The sequence below is a fragment of the Bacillus sp. 0102A genome (genome assembly GCF_036765155.1).
Classification (GTDB): domain Bacteria; phylum Bacillota; class Bacilli; order Bacillales; family Bacillaceae; genus Bacillus; species Bacillus subtilis_G.
This window is the reverse complement of the sequence record NZ_JBAIZW010000005.1, coordinates 228,143-253,785: the sequence shown is the minus strand read 5'-3', so window position 1 is coordinate 253,785 and position 25,643 is coordinate 228,143. Positions and strand designations below refer to the sequence as shown.

The following is a 25,643-nucleotide window of genomic DNA, read 5'->3' as shown; positions in this document are numbered from 1 at the left end:
TTCTGATTTTATAAAAAGCCGACCGGCACATGCCAGTCAGCTTTCTCGCATTACTCTTCCAGACGTTTTTCAAGCTCTGCTTTTTTCTCTTCAAAGCCAGGTTTGCCAAGCAACGCAAACATATTGACTTTATACGCTTCTACTCCAGGCTGGTCAAATGGATTGACGCCAAGGAGATAACCGCTCATCGCGCAGGCTTTTTCGAAGAAATATACAAGGTATCCAAAAGTATATGCGTTAAGCTCAGGAATGTTAACGATTAAGTTCGGAACATTTCCGTCTGTATGGGCAAGCATTGTGCCCTGGAACGCTTTCTTGTTAACGAAATCGACCGTTTTTCCGGCTAAATAGTTTAAGCCGTCAAGATCGTTATCCGCTTCTTCGATTGTCAGCTCATGTTTAGGTTTCTCTACATTCAGCACCGTTTCAAATAAATCTCTGCGGCCTTCTTGTACATACTGGCCTAATGAATGAAGGTCTGTTGAATAGTTAGCTGAAGAAGGATAAATGCCCTTCTCATCTTTCCCTTCACTTTCTCCGAACAGCTGCTTCCACCATTCCGCAAAGTATTGAAGCGCCGGCTCGTAGTTGATGAGCATTTCGATTGTTTTGCCCTTATTATAAAGTACATTGCGAACAACCGCATATTGATATGCAGGGTTTTCTTCCAATTCAGATGCTGCAAAATCTTTGCTCGCATCCAGTGCGCCTTTCATCATGTCGTCAATGTTGACGCCGCTGACAGCAATCGGCAAGAGGCCAACAGCTGTTAATACAGAATAACGGCCGCCGACATCATCAGGAATGACAAATGTTTCAAAGCCTTCTTCATCAGAAAGGGTTTTTAATGCGCCGCGCTCTTTATCAGTTGTCGCGTAAATCCGCGCTTTCGCTTCTTCTTTGCCGTATTTCTCTTCAAGAAGCTTGCGGAAAATACGGAAAGCGATTGCAGGTTCAGTTGTCGTACCTGATTTAGAAATCACATTTATAGAGAAATCCACATCTTTAAGAAGATCCATGACATCTCTCATATAGGATGAACTGATGTTGTTTCCGATGAAAATAACTTGCGGATTGCCGCGTTTTGCTTTTGGCAAAGTGTTATAAAACGCGTGATTAAGCGCTTCAATCGCAGCCCGCGCCCCAAGGTAAGAACCGCCGATTCCGACAACAAGCAATACATCAGAGTCAGATTTGATTTTTTCCGCGCTTTTTTTGATGCGCGCGAATTCTTCTTTATCATAATGTTCAGGGAGGTCCACCCAGCCTAGAAAATCACTGCCAGCGCCTGTTTTTTCATGAATATTATGGTGTGCTGTTTTTACAAAGTCCCGCAGATATGTAAGTTCATGTTCGTTGAAGAAAGTCAACGCTTTTGAGTAGTCAAAGCGTACATGCGTCATTGCTTGTCCCTCCATAACGGTATAATGTTTTCATCTTTCACTTTATATGAACTTATCTGTGAAATCAAGTGAAGAAGAAAGGGCGGAATGATTGGATTCCGCCCTCTGGGTTTATAGAGACGCGCGAAGGATGGCGAGCACGTCATCTTTGTTCAGTTTTTGGAAGTTGCCAAAGCCGCCGTGTTCCATTTCTTTGGCTGCGATATCAGCAATCAGCTCAAGTTTTTCTTCTCCGATATTGTAATCGGCAAGACGGGAAGGCGCGCCGAGGCTTATCCAGAATGCAGACAGCTTGTCGATGCCTTCAAGCGCAATTTCTTTATCTGTTTTGCCGTCAGTATCAATGGCAAACATGTTGAGCATAAGGTTTTTAAAGCGGCCGACATTTGTATCAAGCGTGTATCTCATCCAGTTTGGGAACAGAATCGCCAGTCCGCCCGCATGCGGAATATCATACACAGCTGAAACGGCGTGCTCCATTGTATGAGAAGCCCAGTCGCCGAAGTAGCCCATCTGGAGCGTGCCGTTTAAAGCGATTGTCCCTGCATACAAAATCGTTTCACGATGTTCGTAGTTCTCCAGATCTTCAAGAAGCTTAGGCGCTGTTTCGATAACCGTCTGCAGAACCGCAAAGCACATTCTGTCTTGAAGCGGCGTATTTTCAACATTATGGAAGTATTGTTCAAATACGTGGCTCATCATGTCAACCATGCCGTATACGGTTTGATTTTCTGGGACAGTGAACGTATTTTTAGGATCTAATATAGAGAAACGCGGATGAGTCACATTGCTGCCCCATACATATTTCTCGTTTGTTTCCCAGTTTGTAATGACGGAATCAGGGTTCATTTCAGAGCCTGTCGCAGCAAGAGTTAAAACAGTGCCGAATGGCAGCGCATCCTCTGCTGTTGCTTTTTTGCTGAAAATATCCCAAGCGTCGCCGTCGTATTTGACACCGGCAGCAATCGCTTTTGTGCAGTCAATGACACTTCCGCCGCCGACAGCAAGCAGAAAATCAATGTCATGCTCTCTGCATAGGTCTATGCCTTTCTCCACTGTCGCAAGACGCGGGTTCGGCTCTACACCTGACAGCTCATGAACAAATGCGCCTTCTTCTGTTAAAATGCCTGTAACTTGATCATACAGGCCGTTGCGTTTAATGCTGCCGCCGCCGTAGACAAGCAGTACATTCTTGCCATATTGTTTTAATTCTTTTCTTAATTGTTCAATCTGACCTTTTCCGAAGATCAGCTTCGTCGGATTATAATAAGTGAAATTTTCCATTGTAAAACCTCCAAATGTTGCTGGTAAAAAAAGATTTTTCATTTTAGCATAAATTGATAAAAAGAAAAAGAGAAGCAGACAAACAGCTGCTTCCCCCTTGTTTTATAGAGATGCTTTTAAAATTTCCAGCACATCTTCTTTGTTGAGTGATTTAAACTGGCCGAATGTTCCATTAGCCATAGCCTTGTCAGCGATTGTATCAAGCTGCTCATCATTAATATCGTAATCAGCAAGACGGTTCGGAGCGCCCAGGCTTGTCCAGAACGCAGACAGCTTATCGATACCTTCACGTGCAATTTCTTCATCTGTTTTACCAGCTTCTTCAACATCAAACACACGAACTGCAAGCTGTTTCATGCGGGCAGGGTTCTCAGACAATGTGTGTCTCATCCAGTTCGGGAACAGAATCGCCAGTCCGCCGGCATGCGGAATATCATAAACGGCTGATACCGCATGTTCAATATTATGAGTTGCCCAATCCCCTCTTGCACCCATAGAAAGCATGCCGTTTAACGCAATTGTTCCTGTGTACAGGATTGTCTCACGCAATTCGTAATTTTCGAGATCATTGATCAGTTTAGGCGCAGTTTCAATGACTGTGCGCAGAAGTGATTCACACATACGGTCCTGATATGGCGTGTTTGATACATGATGGAAGTATTGTTCGAATACGTGGCTCATCATGTCAACCATACCGTAGATCGTGTGATCTTTAGGGACTGTGAATGTATTCACCGGATCGAGAATCGAGAATTTAGGGAATACAAGCGGGCTGCCCCAGCCGTATTTTTCTTTTGTTTCCCAGTTTGTAATAACCGAGCCTGAGTTCATTTCAGAACCAGTCGCAGCGAGAGTCAATACGGTTCCGAATGGCAAAGCGTCCTTCGGCTGATATTTTTTCGTGACGATATCCCACGCATCACCATCATACTTCGCTCCTGCAGCAATCGCCTTTGTACAGTCGATGACACTTCCGCCGCCGACAGCCAGCAAGAAATCTATGTTGTGTTCTTTACAAAGGGCAACACCCTTATTAACAGTCGACACACGCGGATTCGGTTCTACGCCCGCTAATTCATGCACTGTCACTCCAGCTTTATTCAGCTGTTCAATCACTTGATCATACAGGCCGCTGCGTTTAATGCTTCCGCCTCCATAGACAAGCAATACGTTTTTCCCGTAAGGTGTAAGTTCCTCCGGCAGTCTTTCCACTTCCCCGCGCCCGAAAATTAATTTGGTCGGATTCCAGTATGTAAAGTTTTGCATGACATCTCCTCCTTAGATTATTTATTATGCAGAATGTCCTTACTGTATGTAAAGCAATCAGCTCTCACCGGGCGGCATATCGTATGGTTTGATATTGCAAGATGCTGGGAAAGAAACTCATATAGGCGAGGGCAGAACAGTTTCCCTCAATATGGAGAATGCATGTATAGATTCTCCAATATGTCACAATCTATAACTGTTTTAATAATTCATGGAGGAGGTTGCAAAACATGAGTACTATCCAGAGAATTTGTCTTGTTTTAACCATCATTGGCGCCATTAACTGGGGACTGATCGGATTTTTCCAATTTGACTTAGTAGCGGCCATCTTCGGCGGTCAAGGGTCAGCCCTTTCCCGTATCATTTACGGACTTGTCGGAATCGCCGGATTAATCAACCTCGGTCTGCTGTTTAAGCCAAACGAGCAAACATCTCGTGAAGAGGCAGCAAATCCTGAGATGCGATAGGATAAAAAATCACCGGACATTTCGGTGCTTCAGCGAGTTGACAAACCTTCGCATTCGTTGTCAGGTCTGCGCGTTGGTGCTCACGAATTGTACATTCGCTGTGCTCCAATGCTCGCCCTTCCTAGACTTCAAAGGTTTTCAATCACGCTGAAAAAGGAGAAAAAGTCCCAAAATATAGTGTTTTGGGACTTTGCATTAAATCAAAAGCACCGAACATTCCTGTCCGGTGCTTTTTTCATGCTTATTTTTTGATAAGGTCTTTGCGGTTGGACATTTCAATCCACTCTTCAAGCTTATCTTTTAATGTGTTGAAACCTTGTGGTGCAGAAGCTTCTTCGCTTACGTGCGCAGCTTTAGGTTTTCTTGGTTTGCTTTCTTTTTTCTCAGGCGCAGCTTGTGTCGCACGAATTGAAAGGCTGATTTTTCCTTTTTCTTCGTCAACAGCAAGTACTTTTACTTGTACTTCGTCGCCAATTGAAAGGTGCTCATTGATATCTTTTACGAAACCATGAGTGACTTCAGAAATGTGTACTAAACCTTGAGTTTCTTCATCTAATGCAACAAACGCACCATACGCTTGTAATCCTGTAACTTTACCAGTGTAAACACTGCCCACTTCAAATTTTGCTGCCATTCATAACAACTCCTAAGTTAAATTAAATATCTGTTTATACGCAATTTAAAATTATATCACAGATGTTTTATTTCCGCAAAGAAAACTTTTATAAAAAATTAGGTTTAAGCATAGCGAAAAGGGGGTAAACTGCAAATACCAAAGGCTTTCTAGTATTCCCCCCTTTTATTGGATGCGAACAAAAGGTTCGTATCTTTTTTTTATGTCGTTTTGTTCAGGAAGCGCTTCATTCTGACTAACGCTTCTTGAAGCTGCTCGATCGAGGTTGCGTATGAACAGCGAATATAGCCTTCACCACTCGGACCAAACACACTTCCCGGAACAACAGCCACTTTTTCCTGTGTCAGAAGCTCTTCGGCAAACTGCTCCGAGCTCATCCCCGTGCTTTTGATGGATGGAAAAGCATAGAAAGCGCCGCCTGGATGATGACAGCTGAGGCCGATTTCATTGAGCGTTTCCACAAACAAATTCCGTCTTCTCCGATAACTTTTTTTCATTTTTTCTACATCTTCCATGCCGTTCTTCAGGCCTTCCAAGGCGGCAAACTGCGCCATTGCCGGCGCGCACATCATGGCATACTGGTGAATTTTAAGCATTGCATCCCGAATCACAGGTGGCGCTGCTGCAAAACCGAGCCTCCAGCCCGTCATCGCAAACGCTTTTGAAAAGCCCGAGATGACAACCGTCCGTTCCTTCATTTCCGGTAATGCCGCTATGCTTGTGAACTCCTCATCATATGTCAGCTCCGCGTAGATCTCATCGGCTAAGACGATTACGTCATGTTTTTTGGCAAACTCCGCAATTTCATTCAGCTCTTCCTTCGAATAAACCGAACCTGTCGGATTCGATGGCGAGCAGATGAGAATGGCTTTTGTTTTTTCAGTTGAACCGGAATGCCGCCTGCCAAAGAAACGAGCGCATCGTACGCCACAAAACACGGCTCAGGAATGATGACTTCCTCACCTGGATTCACAATAGCGCGGATCGCAATATCCAAAGCCTGACTCGCCCCTACGGTCACAATGAGCTCATTGTCTGGCGAATAGCGAAGGTCAAACCTGCTGCTCAAATAACGGCTGATTTCCTCACGCAATGAGTATAAACCGGCATTGGCAGTGTATGACGTATATCCTTGTTCAAGAGAAAGAATGCTTGCTTCGCGGACATTCCATGCAGTAACAAAATCAGGTTCGCCGACGCCTAAAGAAATCACGCCTTCCATCGTTGCCGCCAAATCAAAGAATTTGCGGATGCCGGACGGTTTTATTTGTTGTACATAGTCAGATAAATACGAAGTCATTTACGGTGACACCACGATTCTTTTGTCGTCGTCTCCTGCTTCAAACACTTTGCCGTCATGCTTGTATTTTTTCAGGATAAAATGAGTGGTTGTCGATACAACTGAATCAAGGGTTGACAGTTTATCTGAAACAAAACGCGCTACGTCAGACATCGAATGACCGCGAATCACGACAGATAAATCGTACACGCCTGACATCAGGTAAACTGATTCAACCTCTTGGAATCGGTAAATGCGTTCCGCCACTTCATCAAAACCGACTCCCCGCTTCGGCGTTACTTTGACGTCAATCATGGCTGTGACACCTTCATGTCCGTCGACTTTTCGCCAGTCAATCATAGCAGAATAATCGATGATAACCTTTTCTTTTTCCAGTTTGTCAATAATTGCTTTTACTTCATTGACAGGGATGCCCGCCATCTTTGCGATTGTTTCTAAATCGGCGCGGCTGTTTTCGTCTAAAATTTCTAATATTTCTGTTTCTTTTTCTGTCAATTTCATTCAATTCACACCTTTGCAATGTCAAGAAATCTTCATGACATTATATCACGTTTTTTGACGAATGCTAAGAAAAAAACGAGGAGAAACTTCCGCTAGAATTGACAATTTCAGGGCATAATACAGACATCACATGAAAGGGAGTGACACGGATGGAGGCGATTTCACCAATAAGGCGGCTTACAGTCGATGGGGTAAATGTATACTACGAACATTATCAAAATCCGGGCAGGCAAACACTTGTCTGCGTACACGGTTTTTTATCGTCTGCCTTCAGCTTCAGAAAAGTAATCCCTCTACTTCGGGACAAGTACGACATCATCGCACTTGATTTGCCTCCTTTCGGCCAATCTGAAAAATCAAGAACCTTTATCTATACATATCAAAATCTCGCTAAGCTTGTCATTAGGATTTTGGAACACTTGCAAGTAAAACAAGCTGCGCTTGTCGGCCATTCTATGGGCGGGCAGATATCGCTGGCTGCTGCGCTGCAAAAGCCGGAGCTTTTTTCAAAGGTTGTACTGCTCTGCAGTTCAGGGTATTTAAAACGTTCACACCCGACGATCATTTTCGGGACCCACCTCCCGTATTTTCATCTTTATATTAAGCGCTGGCTTTCGAAAGAAGGCGTGGTGAAAAATTTATTGAATGTTGTGCATGACAAATCGCTGATTGATGAGGAGATGATTGACGGCTATGGCAGGCCGTTTCAAGACGAGGAGATTTTCAGAGCCATGACAAAGTTTATCCGCCATAGAGAAGGAGACTTAGAATCCGAGCAATTAAAGAAAATGAACAAGCCTGCTCTATTGATTTGGGGCGAGGAGGACCGAATTGTCCCTGTGGAGATTGGTAAACGGCTGCACAGGGATTTGCCTGATTCCGTACTGTACTCACTTGGCCAGACCGGGCATCTGGTGCCTGAGGAACAGCCTGAATTCGTTTCAGAACACATTGCAGAGTTTATCAAATAACAAAAAACCGGATTGATACCGGTTTTTTAAGGCGTGCAGGAGCTGCTGTTTTTAATGAATAAAAGCTGGCCAGCCACTTCCCGGCAGCTGCCGATCGGCAGCGTTTGTTCAAAAGAAGCTTCAAATATACCCTGAATGCTTTTCGCCAGCACGTTGGGATCGTCTTCATCATAGACCGCCTGTACGACATCAACAGCCTCGGTTTCATAAAACTCTTCTCCATATTTAAACGGGTCCCATTTGGCAATGATCTTGATCATTTCCCTGACCGCTTGACTTTCTTCCATATTGATCACCGCTTATAATAAAATTTGCAGTTTTATTTTATCATAGTTACGCTAAGAAGAATAAACATACATGAGGGGGTAACAGAATGAACTTTGATAAACGAGAAGAACGCCTTGGCACCCAATCGGTCAAATGGGACAAAACAGGCGAATTATTCGGCGTGGAAGACGCACTCCCGATGTGGGTGGCAGATATGGATTTCCGCGCGCCGGAAGCAATAACTGAAGCATTAAAAGAGCGCCTCAGCCACGGGATTTTCGGTTATACGGCTCCAGATCAAAAAACGAAGGATGCTGTGTGCGGATGGATGCAAAGCAGGCACGGCTGGAAGGTAAACCCGGAAAGCATTACATTCAGCCCTGGCGTTGTCACAGCTTTGAGCATGGCGGTACAAGCTTTCACGGAACCTGAAGATCAAGTGGTTGTCCAGCCTCCTGTTTACACGCCCTTTTACCATATGATTGAGAAAAACGGCCGGCATGTTTTACATAATCCGCTGCTCGAAAAAGAAGGCGCATATGAAATAGATTTTGAAGATTTGGAGGCGAAGCTTAGTGATCCAAGCGTCAAATTGTTCATTTTATGCAATCCTCATAACCCGTCAGGACGTTCATGGGGACGGGAAGATTTACTGAAGCTCGGCGAATTGTGTATTGAGCACGGCGTCACAATTGTATCAGATGAAATCCATTCCGATTTAATGCTGTACGGTCACAAACATACGCCGTTCGCTTCTCTCTCTGACGATTTCGCCGAGATTTCCGTGACATGTGCTGCGCCAAGCAAAACATTTAATATCGCCGGATTACAGGCGTCGGCCATCATTATTCCGGATCGGCTGAAGCGCGCCAAGTTTTCCGCAAACCTGCTGCACAACGGTTTAGGCGGGCTGAACGCGTTTGCCGTCACTGCGATCGAAGCCGCTTATTCAAAAGGCGGGCCATGGCTCGATGAATTGATCTCTTACCTTGAGAAAAACATGAACGAAGCAGAAGCCTTTTTGAGCACCGAGCTACCAAAAGTTAAAATGATGAGACCGGATGCATCATACCTGATCTGGCTCGATTTCAGCGCTTACGGCTTGTCCGACGCGGAGCTTCAGCAAAGGATGCTGAAAAAGGGAAAAATCATTTTAGAGCCCGGGACGAAATACGGGCCTGGCGGAGAAGGGTTTATGCGCCTGAACGCGGGATGCTCTCTCGCAACCTTGCAGGACGGCCTGCGCCGCATCAAAGCGGCATTAGCGTAAATATAACTGTTGAACGCCTTTACGTCTTCATTCGTAAAGGTGTTCTTAATAAAGGAATTTCATTTTTCCCTTCTAATATTTAGTGTTATAATAGATTCATATTTTATACGAAAGGATTTCACAACGAATGGAAATTCTAAAAGACTACCTCCTGCATATTTGCTTTATTTTGTTTCCTATTCTTCTTTACCAAGTGTTTTGGCTCGAAAAGCCGGCGATCCTTGTGCCAAAAATAAACAGCGTATTGGTCACGTTATTCGCGTGCGGCGCCTCCATTTTATGCATTATATTCCCTATTCGGGAAATGGACTACATACAGTACGGCCTTCAGATGATTCCTATCATCATTTGTTTATTTTACATTAGTACTGCTTCCGGACTTACAGTCGCCGTATCTGTCTTATGTTTTGAACTGCTGTTTTATGAACCTTCCGCAATGTTTGTTTTCACTTTGCTGCCTTTTCTTATTCTCATCCCAATTTTATTTCAGAAAAAATGGCCATTCATGTCCAAAGCGAGAAAGCTGATGCTGACTTTATTGATCGGCTGCTCGGAGATCTTCTTGGTTTACGCCTCCAGCTTGATTTTTTCTGCCTTAAATATTTTAAATTTTCAAAATTCAGGAATTTTACTTTATGAGGCGGCTGTCTCAGGGCTGTTCCGCTCCAGCGTTCTTCTTTTAAGCATCTATATTATCGAAAGCATCGCCGAAAATATCGCCCTGCGTTCACAGCTGATCCATTCAGAAAAAATGACGATTGTGAGTGAACTGGCAGCGAGCGTCGCTCATGAAGTCAGAAATCCGCTGACTGTTGTCCGCGGGTTTGTCCAGCTGCTTTTTAATGACGAAACCCTTCAAAACCAATCGAGTGCGGATTACAAAAAGCTTGTACTGTCAGAGCTTGACCGGGCGCAAGGCATTATTACAAACTATCTCGATATGGCCAAACAGCAATTGTACGAAAAAGAAGTTTTTGATTTATCAGCGCTTATCAAAGAGACAAGCTCCCTTATGGTATCGTATGCCAATTATAAGTCTGTAACTGTCGAGGCTGAAGCAGATCCGGGCCTTTTTATATACGGAGACGCAACAAAGCTGAAGCAGGCAGTCATCAACCTGATAAAAAACAGCATTGAAGCGGTTCCCCATGGGAAGGGAATGATTCACGTATTAGCCAAAAGAAGCGGCCATACGATTATGGTAAACATCTCAGATAACGGGGTCGGCATGACAGACCATCAGATGCAAAAACTTGGCGAACCTTATTATTCATTAAAAACAAATGGAACGGGGCTCGGGCTCTCCGTAACCTTTTCAATTATTGAACATCATCACGGGACCATTTCGTTTAACAGCAGTTTCCAAAGAGGTACCACCGTAACAATTAAACTTCCCGCCAACCTTTCTCACTAGCAAATCGAGAGGAACTTTAATAGAATAAAGGCGAGGTGATGACAAATGAGCACGTTTGAGACAGGCTCTTTCGTTAAAGGATTTTATAAAACAGGTGTATACATAGGAGAAATCACCGCTTGCAGGCCGCAACATTATTTAGTGAAAATCAAAGCGGTTCTCACCCATCCCGCTCAAGGAGACCTTCATCATCCAAAACAGGCGGATGTGCCGTTTTTTCATGAGAGAAAAGCGCTCGCATACGGTGAACAGACCAACATCCCCCATCATATGGTGAAGCCTTATGACGGTGAAGTGCCAGATTATAACGAGTCTCTGCGGGAGGCGGCAGCACAGCTGAGAGCCAAATTAAATGAGGATGGTTCGGAGTGGGCAAAGCGCTCCCTGAATAATCTGGATATTTTAGAAAAAGAGTATTTTAACCGGCCTTAACCCAGTCTGACAAAAGATTGGGTTTTTTACGTTGCACGCTTGAACAGTTCGGATAAATCGATTCTTTCGCCGATTGTCGGCGGTTTTGGCTTTTCGAGATACTGCTTATCCTGTTCAACAAGCTTAAAAAGCTTATGTGCTGTGAGGGCATCATCAAGCGCTTTATGATGGGTGCCCGTTCCGGCATCTCCATACTCCTCGGCAGCTTTCCACAAACCCGTCAGTGTCCGGTCTCCAAAAAAGTTTTTGTATTCGAGCGATAAATCTCTCATTTCCCCCTTAAAAGGGAATGGAATATGGTTAAACATACAGTTTTGCTTCAGTACCTTCATGTCCATGTTCCCCCACGTAATAATTGTGCTATTTTTCTCAGGGTCCAGCTCGTTTAGTTTACGGATGAAATCCTCGAACCTCATCCCCTCATCTACCTGTTTTTGGCTTATATTTAAAAATGATTTGCAGCGTTTCGTAAGCTTCGGGAATTTTTTCGGCCTGACATAGCTAGAAAACGTCTCAACTACTTCATCATCAACCGACTTTACAATTCCGGCTTCAATGATTTCCGGGAAAAAGTTTTGCGGACTGTACTTCCCCTCAGGCATCGTAAATTCGAAATCAATAATGAGTAAGCTGTTTGTCGTCACCTTTTTACACCTGCCTTTCCTCCGATCAGAAAATACTATCTTTATAGTATATCAATTCACCTTCTCGACCTTTCTTCATTTTCTAAAAATAATGAATTTTCCCAGCCGCTTTGTTTCTTTTAAATCGTGAATCGTTTCTTTATAATTGGTAAGGAACCCGAAATAATAAGAAGGTGATTTTATTTCTATCCGTAAGAAGAACTTCGTCATTGTGTGGCTGGCGAACTTTTTTGTCTCAGCCAGCACAACGATGATCGTTCCTTTTCTCTCCTTATACATTGAGACGCTCAGCACTTTTTCAAACGGCTTTGTGCAAAGGTGGAGCGGCTATGTGTTCGGCATTACATTTCTCATGGCGTTTTTGGTATCGCCGTTTTGGGGGCGGTTCGGAGACAAACACGGATACAAGAAAATCCTTATGGCAACCGGAACGGGCATTGCCCTCAGCATTTTATTCATGGGCTTTGTTACATCGGTGTACCAATTGTTTTTTCTGCGTATGGCAATGGGGCTTGTAACCGGATTTATTCCGACCTCTCTTGCGATGATTTCGGCACAGACTCCGAAGAACTCAGCCGGCAAAACACTCGGCACGCTGCAAATGGGGCAAGTGTCCGGAAGCTTGTTCGGCCCGCTTTTGGGAGGCTTGCTTGCTGATCGTTTCGGCTTTACGTATACCTTTTTTATCACATCCTTTGTGATTTTTTCATCTGTTCTTCTCGTGTTATTTGGTGTCAAAGAACAGCCTCTTGCAGAGAAGACAGCCAAACGTAAGACTTACACGAGAAAAGAAGTGTTCTCCTATATTTTTCACCAGCCGGCGCTTTGGGTCATGATGCTGTTAACCATGCTGATTCAAACAGGCAATTTCAGTATCCAGCCGTTGCTCGCTCTATATGTAAATGAGCTGCACGGACCTGTTAATCTGGCCTTTTTCTCCGGCATGGCATTTTCAGCAACGGGACTCGGAAGTTTGCTGCTGGCTAGAAAATGGGGCGATCTGGGCGACCGCTACGGCCACCGCCGCATTTTAATCGGACTTTTACTCGCTGCCTCTTTCTTTTTTATTCCGCAGGCGCTTGCGTCCTCACTCAGCGTGCTCCTTGTGTTCAGATTTTTATTTGGAATGGCGATGGGCGGCTTGCTGCCATGCATTACGGCAGCGATCCGCGTTCAGGCTCCCGGCAGCATTCAAGGGGAAATCCTCGGCTACAATGTCAGCTTTCGCTTTTTAGGAAACGTGCTCGGGCCTCTTATCGGCGGAATCATATCGAGCCATTTTACAATTTCGGCCGTCTTTTATGTCACAGCGTTTCTCTTTTTCGCCGGCGCGTGCATGCTTTGGATGATGCAGAGGTTCCGGAGGGATTCTTATGCCAAAGCAAGCTGATTCTCAGAAAAAACTGAGGGATCTTCTAAATTTAACCTTCTCGTAAACTCAAAAGAATGGTACGATATGGCTAGAATTTAGGAGAAAAGAGAGTGACCATGTTACGAAAAATAATCGGATGGATTTTGCTCCTTTGCATAATCCCATTGTTTGCATTTACAGTTATCGCTTCCGGAAAAGAAGTAAAACAAATGAAGTCCCTGGATCAGGTGCTTGATAAAAATATTAATCTGAAAGATATCAGCCTCGTTCAGAACAGCTACATGTATGACAGGGACGGCTCCCTTGTCTCGGAAATTGTCAGCGATCATGAAAACCGCGTGCTCGTTCCATTTGACAAGATTCCCGAGGAAGTCAAACAGATTTTCTTAACGTCTGAGGACCGGCATTTTTACGAGCATAAAGGCTTTGACTTTATGGGAATGGTGCGGGCAACCGCTTCTAATGTAAAAGACAAGAAAATTGACCAAGGCGCCAGCACCATCACGCAGCAGCTTTCAAGAAACTTGTATTTGAGCCACGAACGCTCCTTCAGCCGTAAGCTGACTGAGCTCGCGTATTCCTATCAGCTAGAGAAAAAGTATACGAAAAATGAAATACTTGAAGCTTACTTAAATACCATTTATTTCAACAATGGGGTTTACGGCGTCGGTTCAGCGGCTGAATTCTATTTCAGCAAACCGCTGAAATCTCTCACAGTAGGTGAAATGGCTTTTATCTGCTCTATACCTAATAACCCTACATTATATGATCCTCTCAAGCATTTTGACTACACGAAAAGCCGTCAAGAACGTTTGCTTAAAGGGTTAAAAGATGCCGGGGTCATTACGGACAAAGAGCTCAAAAAAGCCGTCAAACAAAAAATCAAACTGGATGTTGAAAAGAGAGAAGACAAATATCCGGACTACGTTTCTTACGTCAGTGATGAATTCACTGAGCTGGTGTCTGAATCAGAAGGCTTTGATAAACGGCTTCAAAAAGCGTCAGGGAAACAAAAAGAAAAGATAGAAAACGAGCTGTCCGCAAAAGTCAGTACACTGATGAAAGACGGCGTAAAAATTTATACCGCACTTGATCCGTACATGCAAAATCAAGTGGTAGCACAAATGAATTCCAAACTCGCGTATGCGGACGTCCAGGGCGGAGCGGCTGTGATTAATCACCAGACGCATCAAATCATCGCTCTATCCGGCGGGAAAAACTATCAAAAATATGATTTTAACCGCGCCTATCAGGCATACAGGCAGCCGGGTTCATCCATTAAGCCGCTGCTTGATTACGGGCCTTATATTGAACAGACCGGCGCGACAGGAAGCAGCACCATTGATGCCAGCAAGTTTTGCAGCAAAGATTATTGTCCGCAAAACTACAATAACCGCACGTACGGCACAGTGACGATCGATACTGCGTTTAAAAATTCATACAATACACCGGCCATTAGAATGCTGGATCGTGTGGGCATCCAAAAAGCATTCAGTTATATCGAGCCGTACCATTTCGCCAAACTTGTCGACAGCGACTACCTTCTCCCGGCGGCGCTTGGCGGATTTACAAACGGCATGACGCCTCTTGAGATGACAAAAGCGTATACAACATTTGGCAACAGCGGAAGCTATACGCCGAGCCATGCGATTACAAAGGTGACAGACTTAAAAGGAAAAACGCTTTATAAATGGAATGAGAAACCGACTCAAATATTCAGCGTTCGCACGAATATGCAGCTGAAGAAACTGATGAATTCCGTTGTGAAAAGCGGGACAGGGAAAAAAGCATATTTTAAAGCGCCTTACATTGGCGGTAAAACGGGAACATCAAATGATTATCACGATATGTGGTTCGTCGGCCTGACAGATACGTATACAATGGGTGTCTGGGTCGGAAAGGATACACCGAGAAGCGTTGAATATCTTCACAGCATCAGCCCTCAGCTTTCCATCTGGAAAGGAACGCTGCAAGCGGCTTATTAAAGGATCGGAGGGGATATGGCGTGGCATCAGAACAAATTCCAAATCGCGTTTTGCTGTTTGACGGCGTGTGCAATTTATGCAATGGCGCCGTGCAATTTATCATTAAACGTGATCCAGACGGATTGATCTCTTTTACATCGTTGCAGTCGGAAACAGGACAGAGCCTGCTGAAAAAAAGCGGGCTCCCGACTGATCAGTTTGACAGCTTTGTCTTTATTGAAGACGGCCAAGTGTACACAAAATCAACTGCAGCCATTAAAGTTTTCAGGCATCTGCGGGGCCCATGGCGGCTCTTCGTCCTGTTTTTCGCAGTGCCGAAGCCTGTCAGAGATATGATCTATTCTTTTATTGCCAAAAACCGCTATAAGTGGTTTGGCAAAAAAAATGAATGTATGCTCCCCTCCCCTTCTATTAAAAAAAGATTTTTACCATAAACGAAAAAATGGCTAGCTTACACAGGTAAGCTAGCCATTATGCTATTATAAAGCTTGATAAATATGAACAGAATACCGATAACAAAGGTAAACCAAAACAGCAGTTCCAATAGAATGAATCCGACTAATGACATGAGAGAAAGCGTTGGATAAATCCGGTATACGATAAAAACAAAGTAAACAAGCGTAACGACCGCAAACCAGATGACAATCCAGATGACATTTTGCAAGAGCACAAAGGATAAAATCCCGCCGCCTAAATAAACCATGGAACCCATTCTGATTGTTTTCAGGTTGTTCCCTTCCGGATCATTAGCAAAAAACAGCAATGACAGTTCGGTCACGGTATTCGCAATTAATTTCAGAGCGGACAGAACCATAAAATATAAAAGTGCAAAGGCAGCAAATAACGCAAGCCTGATCCCTTTCTCTGAAAAATAGTCGAGCATTCCATCATACATTCCGAAAGAAGACAGCAGCTTCAACGCGTAAAGTGAAGTGGAAATCGATAAAGACGAACTAAAAAGCAGGATCGCAATCAGCGGAAAGTATCCTGTCAAATAAGTATTTTTCATATAAAAAAGTCCCTTTCTATAATCTACCTCATTTATTATGGAGGACTTAAAACGCATTGACAAGATAAATTATTCCATTTTTTCTCCTTTTTACGAATTAAGATCCCAAATCTTCACAAAGCAGCATTTTGAGGGTAAAGTAGTACGCAGGAATCATAAAACGTAAGGAAGTTTTATATGAAAAAAACATTAAAATTGCAAACCAGACTCACCATATTTGTTTGTATCGTTGTGTTAATCGCACTGCTCATTACATTTTTCACAGTTGGAGCCCAAACCACCCAACGGATTAGAGATGAAGAAAAAACCACAGCGTTGCAGACTGCTGAAATGGTGGCCGAAGCGCCGATTACAGCAGAATCTTTGGAGAGCGGAGAAAACCAGAAAGAACTGCAAAGCTACACAAAACGGGTTCAGAACATCACCGGCACGGAATTTGTTGTCGTCATGGATATGAACGGCATTCGCAAAACCCATCCTGACACGAGCAAAATCGGAAAAAAATTCATGGGCGGCGATGAATCCGAAGCATTAAAAGGACATGTTCATATCAGCACTGCCTCTGGCACGCTCGGGAAATCACAGAGGGCATTCGTCCCTGTCTACGCGGGGAATGGAAAACAAGTCGGTGCAGTTGCAGTCGGCATCACCGTAAATGAAATTGATGAAGTGATCAGCCACAGCTTACGTCCGCTCTACTTTATTATCTGCGTCAGCATTTTCGTCGGTGTGATCGGAGCTGTTATCGTTGCCCGTACGGTGAAAAATATCATGTACGGTCTTGAACCTTATGAAATTGCAACTCTTCTCGAAGAACGAAGTGCGATGCTGGAATCGACGAAGGAAGGAATACTCGCTGTCGATGAACACGGCAAAATTAAACTCGCCAATGCGGAAGCAAAGCGCCTATTCGTGAAAATGGGCATCAACACAAATCCTTTCGATCAGGATGTCAATGACATTCTGCCGAAAAGCCGCCTGAAAAAGGTCATTGAGACAAAAAAACCTCTTCAAGACAGAGACATCCGCATTAACGGACTGGAGCTTGTGTTTAATGAAGTTCCCATCCAGCTGAAAGGACAAACCGTCGGAGCGATTGCGACATTCCGGGACAAAACCGAGGTAAAACACTTAGCTGAACAGCTTTCCGGTGTTAAAATGTATGCAAACGCACTAAGAGCCCAGTCTCATGAATTTATGAACAAACTGCATGTCATATTAGGTCTCGTCCAGCTGAAAGAGTATGACGACCTTGAAGGTTATATAAAAGATATTGCCATTCAGCAAAAGTCAGAAACAAGCGAAATTATAAATGATATCAAAAGCTCCGTGCTGGCCGGTTTTCTGCTCGGAAAACAGAGCTTCATACGGGAGCAGGGCGCAAATCTTGATATTGAATGCAGCGGAGTCATCCCGAACGCGGCAGACCCTTCAGTCATTCATGAACTCATTACAATCATCGGAAATCTCATCAACAACGGGCTGGACGCCGTTGCCAATATGCCGAAAAAACAAATCACCATGTCCATGCGTTTTCATAACAGCATACTGGACATTGAAATTACCGATACAGGAGCAGGCATGTCTGAAGAAGATCAAGCCAAAGTATTTGAACAAGGCTATTCAACAAAGGGCAAGAACCGGGGATTCGGCCTTTCTTTTACACAGCAAAGCGTCGAAAATTTAAAGGGCCAAATGATTCTCACAAGCGAAAAGAATGAAGGAACGACATTCAGTCTTCGCGTCCCATACGAACCGAAGGAGGAAAATCATGATTAATGTACTAATAGTTGAAGATGACCCCATGGTGGGTGAATTAAATAAACGATACTTAAGCCAAATAGAAGGCTTTCAGCTGAAAGGCATCGCCTCTTCCTTTCAAAGCGCTCTGCATATTTTAGGAGAGCATCACATCGACCTCATTTTGCTCGATATTTATATGCCTGGTAAAAACGGGCTGGAACTGCTAACGGAACTGAGAGCACAAAATGAAGCAGTTGACGTGATTGTGATCTCGGCGGCCAGCGAGCTTGACGTGATCAAGAAAACACTTCGTTACGGCGCTGTCGATTATTTAATCAAACCGTTTGAATTTGAACGTTTCCAAACAGCCCTGTCTGATTACAGGCGGAAACAAAAGGTTTATTCAACCCATCGCAACATGAGCCAAAAAGAACTGGACGCCGAGCTTTTTCAAAAGAAAGAAGCAACAGAAAAAGTACAGCTTCCTAAAGGCCTGACAAAAAGCACGCTGAATCTGATTTGGTCCAGTATCCAATCATTTGAAAATGAATCTTTTACAACAGAAGACTTAGCAAAGCATACAGAAATCTCTCAAGTATCCATACGAAAATACTTGAAATTTCTTGAAGATATACAGGTTCTGAATGTAGAAATGGCGTACGGAACAATCGGAAGACCTGTGTTTCAGTACAACGTCAACACAGGAAACTTTAACGGAATTAAGCAATATCTATAAGAAAACGCACTGTTCACTCTGGAGCGCTGTTAACTAAACAGTTATAAAAGCAACGGCTCACTCTAAAGACATATCTATGACTCTGATCTCTTAACAATTCTCGCTTGGCTAATGCCGGGCATGCCTCGCATAAAAGGAAAACGATAAAACATTCTCCCTGGGAAGACGCTTCTCAGGGATTTTTTCTAATCCAAACGTCCTCATTAATTTAATTGTTTATCAGTTTTTTAACTTAAAAAAATATGAAGTGTTAACGCTTTCTTGTAGACTGTAACAAACAATACATGGGGGTGTATGACATGGGAGCAATTCCAAAATCAGGAGTAAATTCACCTGAGCAAAAAGACCTACAGGAGAAAAACCTGTTTCAAAAAATATGGACTTGGGAAATCGGTGTGATTCCTTTGCCATTATACACAGTATTAGCTGTTATTATTATTCTTTCAGCGTATTACAATGAGCTGCCCGCAAATATGCTTGGCGGGTTTGCCATCATCATGATTCTGGGTGTGTTTCTTGGAGACATCGGCCAGCGCATTCCGATATTGAAGGATATTGGCGGCCCTGCCATTTTATCTTTGTTTGTCCCTTCATTTTTAGTCTTTTACAATGTGCTGAATCCAACATCTTTAGACGCTGTAACCAATTTGATGAAAACGTCTAACTTCCTTTATTTCTATATCGCTTGTCTTGTTGTGGGAAGTATTCTCGGAATGAACAGAACTGTTTTAATACAAGGTTTTATCAGAATGTTCGTTCCACTCGTTGCGGGAACGGTCGCGGCGGTTACAGCCGGTATTCTTGTCGGATTTATTTTTGGCTACAGCGCCTATGATTCCTTTTTCTTTGTCGTTGTTCCGATTATTGCCGGGGGAATAGGTGAAGGCATTTTGCCGCTCTCGATCGCCTATTCACAAATACTCGGTTCATCCGCTGATGTGTATGTGTCTCAGCTGGTTCCCGCCGCTATTATCGGAAACGTTTTTGCGATCATCTGCGCAGCTTTAATGAAAAAGCTTGGCGATAAACGTCCAGATCTAAATGGAAACGGACGGCTTGTCAAATCTAAAAAAGCAAATGAAATTTTCAATCAAAAAGAAGCCGAAGCAAAAATTGATTTTAAACTGATGGGTGCCGGTGTTCTGCTCGCGTGTACATTCTTTATTTTCGGCGGGTTATTGGAGAAATTTATCTTCATTCCGGGCGCGATCTTGATGATTATTTCAGCTGCGGCTGTCAAGTATGCGAATATTCTTCCGAAAAAAATGGAAGATGGCGCTTACCAGCTTTATAAATTTGTTTCGTCCAGCTTTACATGGCCGCTGATGGTCGGTCTCGGGATCCTCTTTATTCCGTTAGATGACGTGGCGGCTGTGATTTCTGTTCCGTTTGTCATCATATGTATTTCAGTTGTTGTCGCAATGATTGCTTCTGGATATTTTGTGGGCAAGCTGATGAACATGTACCCGGTTGAATCCGCAATCGTTACCTGCTGCCACAGCGGTCTCGGCGGAACGGGTGATGTTGCGATTTTATCAGCGTCAGGAAGAATGGGCCTTATGCCGTTCGCCCAAATTTCCACCCGTCTCGGCGGTGCAGGCACAGTCATTTGCGCGACAGTTCTGCTTCGTTTTTTCACTTCATAAACAGAGAAAGAGTTCCGTTCTATGCGGAACTGTCAGCGTGTCGACAACCCCTCGCATTCGTTGTCAGGCCTGCGCGTCGGTGCTCACGAATCCCTACATTCGCTGTGCTCCGATGCTCGCCCTTCCTAGACTTCAAGGGTTTTCAATCACGCTGACAAGATGACAAAGTCCTAAAACGAAAACCGTTTTAGGACTTTGTCATTTTTATCTGTTCACAATCCGAATATACTCTCGGGGAGCAAACGGCATATCCTTTGATTCCATCTCACTCATTCTGGCTGACAGGTGGTGCTCCAGTAAATACAGCTCCCACTCATCACTAACCGCCGTACCGTTGCGCCCGTCATATTGATTTAAAATGAATGCACCCGCAAATACTGTGCAGAATAAACCCGAACATATCAAAACCTTTCTCTTCACATGACCAGCTCCTTACATTCAGCTTGAGCAGGAATGATTTTAAATATACAAATAGGTTTATTTTTGTTAGACTTATTTTAAGGTCAAAAGAACTTATAAAATCCCATATTGCAGTTCGAAGCATGGCGGCTTGCAGAAAAGTGCGATATAATTTGGACTAGGTCGTTTGACCGTATATTGATACATAGCGCATTTTTTAATTGAGAACAAGAAAAAGGAGGTCTTATCTTTGCAGCTCTTACATTTTGCTATTTTATCGCCTTTTTTATTTGCTCTTTTCATTCCCATCTTGGCAAAATACGCAAAAAGAGTGCACACGGGCTGGTTTGTGTTGATCCTGCCCGTCTTGCTGTTTATATACTTTCTCCCAATGATCAGGATGACACAATCGGGAGAAACATTGCGGTCGGTATTGGAGTGGATTCCTTCACTTGGGATTAATTTCACCGTTTATATAGACGGTCTCGGATTGTTATTCGCCTTGCTGATCACAGGCATCGGCTCTTTGGTCACTCTTTACAGCATTTTTTATTTATCGAAAGAAACAGAACAGCTTGGGCCCTTTTATGTCTATTTATTGATGTTCATGGGCGCTATGCTTGGTGTCGTTCTTGTAGACAATGTCATGGTTCTCTATATGTTTTGGGAGCTTACCAGCCTTTCATCCTTTTTGCTGATCGGCTATTGGTATAAGCGTGAAAAGTCGCGCTACGGCGCAGCCAAATCACTTTTGATTACGGTCAGCGGCGGGCTGTGCATGCTCGGCGGATTTATTCTCCTCTATCTGATAACGGATTCCTTCAGTATTAGAGAGATGATCCATCAAGTTCAATTAATTGCCGGCCACGACTTGTTTATTCCGGCGATGATTCTCATTTTATTAGGGGCATTTACGAAATCTGCGCAATTCCCTTTTTATATCTGGCTGCCTGACGCAATGGAAGCTCCGACGCCTGTCAGCGCTTATCTTCATTCAGCTACAATGGTGAAAGCCGGCATTTATATCATTGCGAGGTTCAGTCCTATTTTCGCCTTTTCAGCTCAATGGTTTTGGATCGTTTCCCTCGTCGGGCTCATTACGATGGTCTGGAGTTCTTTCCAAGCCGTGAAACAAACCGATTTAAAATCGATTTTGGCGTTTTCAACCGTCAGCCAGCTCGGCATGATCATCTCCATGCTTGGTGCCAGTGCCGCGGCTCTTCATTACGGCCATACAGAATATTATACAGTTGCCGCCATGGCTGCCATTTTCCATTTAATCAACCACGCTACCTTTAAAGGAAGCTTGTTTATGGCAGTCGGCATTATCGATCACGAAACAGGCACACGGGATATCCGGAAGCTCGGCGGCTTGATGGCGATTATGCCGATTACGTTTACCATTTCCTTAATCGGGACATTTTCAATGGCCGGCCTTCCGCCGTTTAACGGATTTTTGAGTAAAGAAATGTTTTTCACAAGCATGCTTCGCGTGACACATTTCGATCTGTTCAACGTGCAGACATGGGGCATTCTATTCCCTGTTCTCGCCTGGGTCGGAAGCGTCTTTACATTTATCTACAGCATGAAATTGCTGTTTAAAACGTTCAGGGGAAAATACCAGCCTGAGCAGCTTAAAAAGCCGGCTCATGAAGCGCCTGCGGGCATGCTCGTAGCACCTGTCATTCTTGCCGCTTTGGTTGTCAGTCTCTTCTTTTTCCCGAATATATTGTCGTACAGCTTGATTGAGCCGGCGATGAACTCAATCTATCCGACGCTGCTGGACAGCCACGAGAAATTCCATGTGCACATTACACAATGGCATGGGCCGACAACAGAATTGAAAATGACAGCCGGCATCATTATTCTCGGCATCCTTGGATATGTGACATTGAATAAGTGGAAAGGATTCTATAAACTGTTTCCTTCGAAACTAACACTCAATCGGTTATACGATAAGCTTCTGGCCGTCATGGAAAAAGGCTCTTACCGAGTCACTAGACAATATATGACTGGGTTTTTAAGGGATTATTTGCTGTATATCTTCGCTGGTTTCATCATTCTGATGGGCGGAGTTATGATGATCAAAGGCGGATTTTCATTTACAACAGAAGGCATGGCTGAAATCGGCGGATACGAAATGATTCTGACGCTTGTCATGATCAGCGCCACAGCGGCGACTGTTTTTGCCCGTTCAAGATTGACAGCGATTATCTCTCTTGGTGTGGTCGGTTATACGCTCGCATTGTTTTTTGTGATTTTCAGAGCGCCGGACTTAGCATTGACTCAGCTTGTCATTGAAACCATTTCTGTGGCGCTGTTCCTGCTTTGTTTCTACCATCTGCCGCAATTGAGGCTGAAAAGGAAAACAAGAACGTTCCGATTGACGAACTTTATCATTGCTTTAGGAGTCGGCATTATCGTTACTCTGCTTGGCATCGCATCTTCAAGCCAGCGGACAAAAGACAGCATTTCATCCTTCTTCTTAAAACACAGCCATGATCTCGGCGGAGGGGATAATGTTGTCAACGTCATCCTCGTTGATTTCAGGGGCTTTGATACAATGTTTGAAATAACGGTGCTGGCCGTTGCCGCTCTCGGCATCTACAGCATGATTAAAACAAAAGTAAAAGAGGAGGGGAGAAGCGGTGAATGAACAAAAAACAAATGACTTAATTCTTCAAACCGTGACAAAACTTGTATCCTTTATCATTTTGCTTTTCTCTTTCTATTTATTTTTATCAGGGCATAACGCGCCTGGAGGAGGCTTTGTCGGCGGGCTGATCACGTCCGCTTCCATCGTTCTGTTGCTTCTGGCATATGATTTAAAAACCGTCCGTGCAATTTTGCCGGTTAATTTCATTTACGTGGCGGGAGCCGGGCTTCTGCTCGCTGTATTAACCGGCGTTGGTTCCTTTGTATTCGGGGCTCCATTTTTAAGCCATACATTCGGGCACTTTCATTTGCTGATATTTGGAGAAACGGAGCTCGCCACGGCGACGATATTTGATTTAGGGGTTTATCTTGTTGTCGTAGGCATTACGATGACCATTATTCAAACGATTGGAGAGGAAGAATAATGGAAATCTTGATGTCTGTTTTAGCCGGTATTATCTTTATGGCTGCCACGTATTTACTGCTTTCGAAAAGCCTGCTTCGCGTTATTATCGGAACAGCACTTTTGAGCCATGGCGTTCATTTAATGCTTTTGACTATGGGAGGATTAAAGGAAGGCGCCGCTCCGATTTTAAGCAAGCATGTCAAATCATTTGTCGATCCGCTTCCGCAAGCCCTGATTTTGACAGCCATTGTCATTTCATTTGGCGTTACATCATTCCTTCTCGTCATGGCCTTCCGCGCTTATCAGGAATTGAAAACGGACGATATGGATCAAATGAGGGGAAATGATCAACATGAATAATTTTGTTATTTTGCCAATCCTGATCCCGCTCCTGTCGGCCATTCTGCTGATTTTCATGACGAAGAATCTTATGCTCATGCGGATCTTCAGCACTGCGGCATCGGCAATCGGGATTGTGATCAGTTGCATACTCGTACAGACTGTCTTTACAAATGGCATCCAGACACTCAGTTTGGGCGGCTGGAAAGCGCCGTACGGCATTGTGCTGGTAGCAGACCAGTTCGCCAGCCTGCTCGTTCTCACAACAGCGGTCGTCGGTTTATTGGTTGTCCTTTATTCCTTCCGTTCTGTCGGTGAAAAACGGGAGCGTTCCTTTTATTACTCCGGTGTTCAGTTTTTGCTTGCCGGTGTCAGCGGAGCGTTTTTAACAGGCGATTTATTTAACATGTACGTATTTTTTGAGCTTCTGCTTATTGCTTCCTATATGCTGATCGTATTAGGCGGCACAAAAATTCAGCTGCGGGAGTCCCTTAAATATATTGTGTTTAATATCGTATCGTCTGCCCTGTTTGTCATTGGCGTCGGCTATTTATACGCTGTAACCGGAACGTTAAACATGGCTGATCTAAGTGTGAAAATCAGCGAATCAGGACAAACCGGGCTGATCACTGTAATTGGTGTCCTGCTGCTTTTAGTATTCGGCATGAAGGGCGGAATCTTCCCCCTCTACTTTTGGCTTCCAGGCTCTTATTACGCGCCTCCAGCGGCAATCTCCGCGTTGTTCGGCGCATTGCTGACAAAAGTCGGTTTATATGCGATTACTAGGGTTTTCACATTGATTTTCATTCACGATGCAGCCTTTACTCATCAGCTGATGATTTGGCTGGCGGCGCTGACTGTGATTTTCGGTGTGATCGGCTCACTCGCTTATTCAGATGTCATGAAAATTGTGATCTACAACATTATTACAGCTGTCGGCGTGATTTTGTTCGGGGTAGCAGTTCATACCCCCGCATCCATTCAAGGCGCGATTTATTATCTGATTCACGATATGCTGATTAAAGGCGCTTTGTTTATGCTGGCGGGCACGTTGATCGCGTTGACTGGAACAGCGAGCCTGCACAAAATGGGCGGACTGATCAAACGTTATCCTCTGCTCGGATGGATGTTTTTCATTTCAGCGATTTCTCTCGCGGGCATCCCGCCTCTCAGCGGATTTGTCGGTAAATTAAAAATTGCGGAGGGCGGTTTCGCAGAAGGTGAATTTACGATTTCCATGCTGATTCTGCTTTCGAGTCTGCTCGTACTGTACTCTGTACTGAGGATCTTTATGCATGCGTTTTGGGGCGAAGAAAAAGAAACACCGAAACCAAATCATAAAACAGCTAAAGGACTTCTTTATCCGGCAGCTATTTTTCTCTTACTATCTCTTCTCTTCGGGTTGGGTACAGAGTGGGTGTCACCTTACGTTGATCAAGCGGCCGAGACGTTGCTGAATCCGGAAAAATATATTGAAGCTGTTTTGAAGGAGTAGATCGC

25 protein-coding genes and 1 pseudogene are annotated in these 25,643 nt (G+C 44.1%); 15 read left to right on the top strand and 11 right to left on the bottom strand.

Annotated features, from left to right (window positions below):
* Nucleotides 1-50: 50 nt before the first annotated feature.
* The 3 genes from V6D41_RS13685 to V6D41_RS13675 all read right to left on the bottom strand — a co-directional run bounded on the left by V6D41_RS13685 (nucleotide 51) and on the right by V6D41_RS13675 (nucleotide 3,953).
* Nucleotides 51-1,403, bottom strand: coding sequence for a glucose-6-phosphate isomerase (locus tag V6D41_RS13685; protein ID WP_148963938.1), 1,353 nt, complete (start codon nucleotides 1,401-1,403; stop codon nucleotides 51-53).
* Between the two features lie 111 nt (nucleotides 1,404-1,514).
* On the bottom strand, nucleotides 1,515-2,687 hold the full coding sequence (locus V6D41_RS13680; RefSeq protein ID WP_333518548.1) for an iron-containing alcohol dehydrogenase: 1,173 nt from the start codon (nucleotides 2,685-2,687) through the stop codon (nucleotides 1,515-1,517).
* Nucleotides 2,688-2,789: 102 nt separating this feature from the next.
* On the bottom strand, nucleotides 2,790-3,953 hold the full coding sequence (locus V6D41_RS13675) for an iron-containing alcohol dehydrogenase (protein ID WP_333518547.1): 1,164 nt from the start codon (nucleotides 3,951-3,953) through the stop codon (nucleotides 2,790-2,792).
* A 230-nt stretch (nucleotides 3,954-4,183) separates the two neighbouring features.
* Between V6D41_RS13675 and V6D41_RS13670 the strand changes: the two genes are divergently transcribed.
* On the top strand, nucleotides 4,184-4,420 hold the full coding sequence (locus tag V6D41_RS13670; RefSeq protein WP_010329881.1) for a DUF378 domain-containing protein: 237 nt from the start codon (nucleotides 4,184-4,186) through the stop codon (nucleotides 4,418-4,420).
* 241 nt (nucleotides 4,421-4,661) lie between these two features.
* On the opposite strand, the gene yugI is transcribed toward V6D41_RS13670, so the two are convergent.
* From yugI to V6D41_RS13655, 3 genes and pseudogenes are all read right to left on the bottom strand, one after another.
* Entirely contained in the window at nucleotides 4,662-5,054 is a 393-nt protein-coding gene (gene yugI / locus V6D41_RS13665; RefSeq protein WP_087993383.1) for a S1 domain-containing post-transcriptional regulator GSP13, read from the bottom strand.
* A 200-nt stretch (nucleotides 5,055-5,254) separates the two neighbouring features.
* A pseudogene (gene alaT / locus V6D41_RS13660) lies at nucleotides 5,255-6,354 on the bottom strand (alanine transaminase AlaT).
* Nucleotides 6,355-6,855 carry an Lrp/AsnC family transcriptional regulator gene (locus V6D41_RS13655; RefSeq protein ID WP_148963943.1) on the bottom strand — a complete coding sequence of 167 codons (501 nt, stop codon included), beginning with the start codon at nucleotides 6,853-6,855 and terminating at the stop codon, nucleotides 6,355-6,357.
* Nucleotides 6,856-7,004: 149 nt separating this feature from the next.
* Between V6D41_RS13655 and V6D41_RS13650 the strand changes: the two genes are divergently transcribed.
* Nucleotides 7,005-7,826 (top strand): alpha/beta fold hydrolase, encoded by an 822-nt coding sequence (locus V6D41_RS13650; protein ID WP_333518546.1) that lies wholly within the window; start codon nucleotides 7,005-7,007, stop codon nucleotides 7,824-7,826.
* A 26-nt stretch (nucleotides 7,827-7,852) separates the two neighbouring features.
* Here the strand turns inward: V6D41_RS13650 and V6D41_RS13645 are convergent, their stop codons facing one another.
* On the bottom strand, nucleotides 7,853-8,113 hold the full coding sequence (locus V6D41_RS13645; protein ID WP_148963945.1) for a YugE family protein: 261 nt from the start codon (nucleotides 8,111-8,113) through the stop codon (nucleotides 7,853-7,855).
* A gap of 86 nt (nucleotides 8,114-8,199) precedes the next feature.
* On the opposite strand from V6D41_RS13645, the gene patB reads away from it, so the two are divergent.
* The 3 genes from patB to kapB all read left to right on the top strand — a co-directional run bounded on the left by patB (nucleotide 8,200) and on the right by kapB (nucleotide 11,209).
* Nucleotides 8,200-9,363 (top strand): cystathionine beta-lyase PatB, encoded by a 1,164-nt coding sequence (gene patB / locus V6D41_RS13640; protein ID WP_333518545.1) that lies wholly within the window; start codon nucleotides 8,200-8,202, stop codon nucleotides 9,361-9,363.
* A gap of 127 nt (nucleotides 9,364-9,490) precedes the next feature.
* Nucleotides 9,491-10,777 (top strand): HAMP domain-containing sensor histidine kinase, encoded by a 1,287-nt coding sequence (locus V6D41_RS13635; protein WP_333518544.1) that lies wholly within the window; start codon nucleotides 9,491-9,493, stop codon nucleotides 10,775-10,777.
* Between the two features lie 45 nt (nucleotides 10,778-10,822).
* Nucleotides 10,823-11,209 (top strand): kinase-associated lipoprotein KapB, encoded by a 387-nt coding sequence (kapB, locus tag V6D41_RS13630; protein WP_333518543.1) that lies wholly within the window; start codon nucleotides 10,823-10,825, stop codon nucleotides 11,207-11,209.
* Between the two features lie 26 nt (nucleotides 11,210-11,235).
* Here kapB and kapD read toward each other — a convergent pair whose 3' ends face one another.
* Nucleotides 11,236-11,853, bottom strand: a complete 618-nt coding sequence (gene kapD, locus V6D41_RS13625) for a 3'-5' exonuclease KapD (protein ID WP_333518542.1) — start codon at nucleotides 11,851-11,853, stop codon at nucleotides 11,236-11,238.
* Between the two features lie 75 nt (nucleotides 11,854-11,928).
* Complete coding sequence (locus V6D41_RS13620) at nucleotides 11,929-12,132, bottom strand: hypothetical protein (protein ID WP_333518541.1); 204 nt, start codon at nucleotides 12,130-12,132, stop codon at nucleotides 11,929-11,931.
* On the opposite strand from V6D41_RS13620, the gene V6D41_RS13615 reads away from it, so the two are divergent.
* The 3 genes from V6D41_RS13615 (at nucleotide 12,035) to V6D41_RS13605 (ending at nucleotide 15,644) form a co-directional block, all read left to right on the top strand.
* Nucleotides 12,035-13,243, top strand: a complete 1,209-nt coding sequence (locus tag V6D41_RS13615; protein WP_333518632.1) for a multidrug efflux MFS transporter — start codon at nucleotides 12,035-12,037, stop codon at nucleotides 13,241-13,243. The two genes, V6D41_RS13620 and V6D41_RS13615, sit on opposite strands and share 98 nt — an antisense overlap.
* A 92-nt stretch (nucleotides 13,244-13,335) precedes the next feature.
* Nucleotides 13,336-15,210: a transglycosylase domain-containing protein gene (locus V6D41_RS13610; RefSeq protein ID WP_333518540.1), complete on the top strand. Its 1,875-nt coding sequence runs from the start codon at nucleotides 13,336-13,338 to the stop codon at nucleotides 15,208-15,210.
* A 20-nt stretch (nucleotides 15,211-15,230) separates the two neighbouring features.
* Nucleotides 15,231-15,644: a thiol-disulfide oxidoreductase DCC family protein gene (locus tag V6D41_RS13605; RefSeq protein ID WP_333518539.1), complete on the top strand. Its 414-nt coding sequence runs from the start codon at nucleotides 15,231-15,233 to the stop codon at nucleotides 15,642-15,644.
* Between the two features lie 17 nt (nucleotides 15,645-15,661).
* Here V6D41_RS13605 and V6D41_RS13600 read toward each other — a convergent pair whose 3' ends face one another.
* Nucleotides 15,662-16,219: a YufK family protein gene (locus V6D41_RS13600; protein WP_087993395.1), complete on the bottom strand. Its 558-nt coding sequence runs from the start codon at nucleotides 16,217-16,219 to the stop codon at nucleotides 15,662-15,664.
* Between the two features lie 177 nt (nucleotides 16,220-16,396).
* Between V6D41_RS13600 and maeL the strand changes: the two genes are divergently transcribed.
* The 3 genes from maeL to maeN all read left to right on the top strand — a co-directional run bounded on the left by maeL (nucleotide 16,397) and on the right by maeN (nucleotide 20,344).
* Nucleotides 16,397-17,998: a two-component system sensor histidine kinase MaeL gene (gene maeL / locus V6D41_RS13595; protein ID WP_333518538.1), complete on the top strand. Its 1,602-nt coding sequence runs from the start codon at nucleotides 16,397-16,399 to the stop codon at nucleotides 17,996-17,998.
* Complete coding sequence (maeM, locus tag V6D41_RS13590; RefSeq protein ID WP_087993397.1) at nucleotides 17,991-18,698, top strand: two-component system response regulator MaeM; 708 nt, start codon at nucleotides 17,991-17,993, stop codon at nucleotides 18,696-18,698. Before maeL ends, maeM begins: the two co-directional genes overlap by 8 nt.
* A gap of 299 nt (nucleotides 18,699-18,997) precedes the next feature.
* Nucleotides 18,998-20,344 (top strand): sodium/malate symporter MaeN, encoded by a 1,347-nt coding sequence (gene maeN / locus V6D41_RS13585; RefSeq protein WP_333518537.1) that lies wholly within the window; start codon nucleotides 18,998-19,000, stop codon nucleotides 20,342-20,344.
* A 204-nt stretch (nucleotides 20,345-20,548) separates the two neighbouring features.
* Here the strand turns inward: maeN and V6D41_RS13580 are convergent, their stop codons facing one another.
* Nucleotides 20,549-20,764, bottom strand: a complete 216-nt coding sequence (locus V6D41_RS13580) for a hypothetical protein (RefSeq protein WP_333518536.1) — start codon at nucleotides 20,762-20,764, stop codon at nucleotides 20,549-20,551.
* Between the two features lie 229 nt (nucleotides 20,765-20,993).
* On the opposite strand from V6D41_RS13580, the gene V6D41_RS13575 reads away from it, so the two are divergent.
* The 4 genes from V6D41_RS13575 to V6D41_RS13560 are packed head-to-tail and all read left to right on the top strand — an operon-like array spanning nucleotide 20,994 to nucleotide 25,638.
* Nucleotides 20,994-23,399: a Na+/H+ antiporter subunit A gene (locus V6D41_RS13575; protein WP_333518535.1), complete on the top strand. Its 2,406-nt coding sequence runs from the start codon at nucleotides 20,994-20,996 to the stop codon at nucleotides 23,397-23,399.
* Nucleotides 23,392-23,823 carry a Na(+)/H(+) antiporter subunit B gene (locus tag V6D41_RS13570; protein WP_148963957.1) on the top strand — a complete coding sequence of 144 codons (432 nt, stop codon included), beginning with the start codon at nucleotides 23,392-23,394 and terminating at the stop codon, nucleotides 23,821-23,823. The genes V6D41_RS13575 and V6D41_RS13570 overlap by 8 nt, the downstream gene beginning before the upstream one ends.
* Nucleotides 23,823-24,164 (top strand): Na(+)/H(+) antiporter subunit C, encoded by a 342-nt coding sequence (locus V6D41_RS13565; protein WP_010329900.1) that lies wholly within the window; start codon nucleotides 23,823-23,825, stop codon nucleotides 24,162-24,164. The genes V6D41_RS13570 and V6D41_RS13565 overlap by 1 nt, the downstream gene beginning before the upstream one ends.
* Nucleotides 24,157-25,638 (top strand): Na+/H+ antiporter subunit D, encoded by a 1,482-nt coding sequence (locus V6D41_RS13560; protein WP_333518534.1) that lies wholly within the window; start codon nucleotides 24,157-24,159, stop codon nucleotides 25,636-25,638. The genes V6D41_RS13565 and V6D41_RS13560 overlap by 8 nt, the downstream gene beginning before the upstream one ends.
* The last annotated feature ends 5 nt before the right edge of the window (nucleotides 25,639-25,643 follow it).

Excerpts from the sequence above, each read along its gene's own strand:
- V6D41_RS13685 (WP_148963938.1), bottom strand. The coding sequence starts at position 1,403 with ATGACGCATGTACGCTTTGACTACTCAAAAGCGTTGACTTTCTTCAAC.
- V6D41_RS13680 (WP_333518548.1), bottom strand. The coding sequence starts at position 2,687 with ATGGAAAATTTCACTTATTATAATCCGACGAAGCTGATCTTCGGAAAA.
- V6D41_RS13675 (WP_333518547.1), bottom strand. The coding sequence starts at position 3,953 with ATGCAAAACTTTACATACTGGAATCCGACCAAATTAATTTTCGGGCGC.
- V6D41_RS13670 (WP_010329881.1), top strand. The coding sequence starts at position 4,184 with ATGAGTACTATCCAGAGAATTTGTCTTGTTTTAACCATCATTGGCGCC.
- yugI (WP_087993383.1), bottom strand. The coding sequence starts at position 5,054 with ATGGCAGCAAAATTTGAAGTGGGCAGTGTTTACACTGGTAAAGTTACA.
- V6D41_RS13655 (WP_148963943.1), bottom strand. The coding sequence starts at position 6,855 with ATGAAATTGACAGAAAAAGAAACAGAAATATTAGAAATTTTAGACGAA.
- V6D41_RS13650 (WP_333518546.1), top strand. The coding sequence starts at position 7,005 with ATGGAGGCGATTTCACCAATAAGGCGGCTTACAGTCGATGGGGTAAAT.
- V6D41_RS13645 (WP_148963945.1), bottom strand. The coding sequence starts at position 8,113 with ATGGAAGAAAGTCAAGCGGTCAGGGAAATGATCAAGATCATTGCCAAA.
- patB (WP_333518545.1), top strand. The coding sequence starts at position 8,200 with ATGAACTTTGATAAACGAGAAGAACGCCTTGGCACCCAATCGGTCAAA.
- V6D41_RS13635 (WP_333518544.1), top strand. The coding sequence starts at position 9,491 with ATGGAAATTCTAAAAGACTACCTCCTGCATATTTGCTTTATTTTGTTT.
- kapB (WP_333518543.1), top strand. The coding sequence starts at position 10,823 with ATGAGCACGTTTGAGACAGGCTCTTTCGTTAAAGGATTTTATAAAACA.
- V6D41_RS13620 (WP_333518541.1), bottom strand. The coding sequence starts at position 12,132 with ATGTATAAGGAGAGAAAAGGAACGATCATCGTTGTGCTGGCTGAGACA.
- V6D41_RS13600 (WP_087993395.1), bottom strand. The coding sequence starts at position 16,219 with ATGAAAAATACTTATTTGACAGGATACTTTCCGCTGATTGCGATCCTG.
- maeL (WP_333518538.1), top strand. The coding sequence starts at position 16,397 with ATGAAAAAAACATTAAAATTGCAAACCAGACTCACCATATTTGTTTGT.
- maeM (WP_087993397.1), top strand. The coding sequence starts at position 17,991 with ATGATTAATGTACTAATAGTTGAAGATGACCCCATGGTGGGTGAATTA.
- maeN (WP_333518537.1), top strand. The coding sequence starts at position 18,998 with ATGGGAGCAATTCCAAAATCAGGAGTAAATTCACCTGAGCAAAAAGAC.
- V6D41_RS13565 (WP_010329900.1), top strand. The coding sequence starts at position 23,823 with ATGGAAATCTTGATGTCTGTTTTAGCCGGTATTATCTTTATGGCTGCC.
- V6D41_RS13560 (WP_333518534.1), top strand. The coding sequence starts at position 24,157 with ATGAATAATTTTGTTATTTTGCCAATCCTGATCCCGCTCCTGTCGGCC.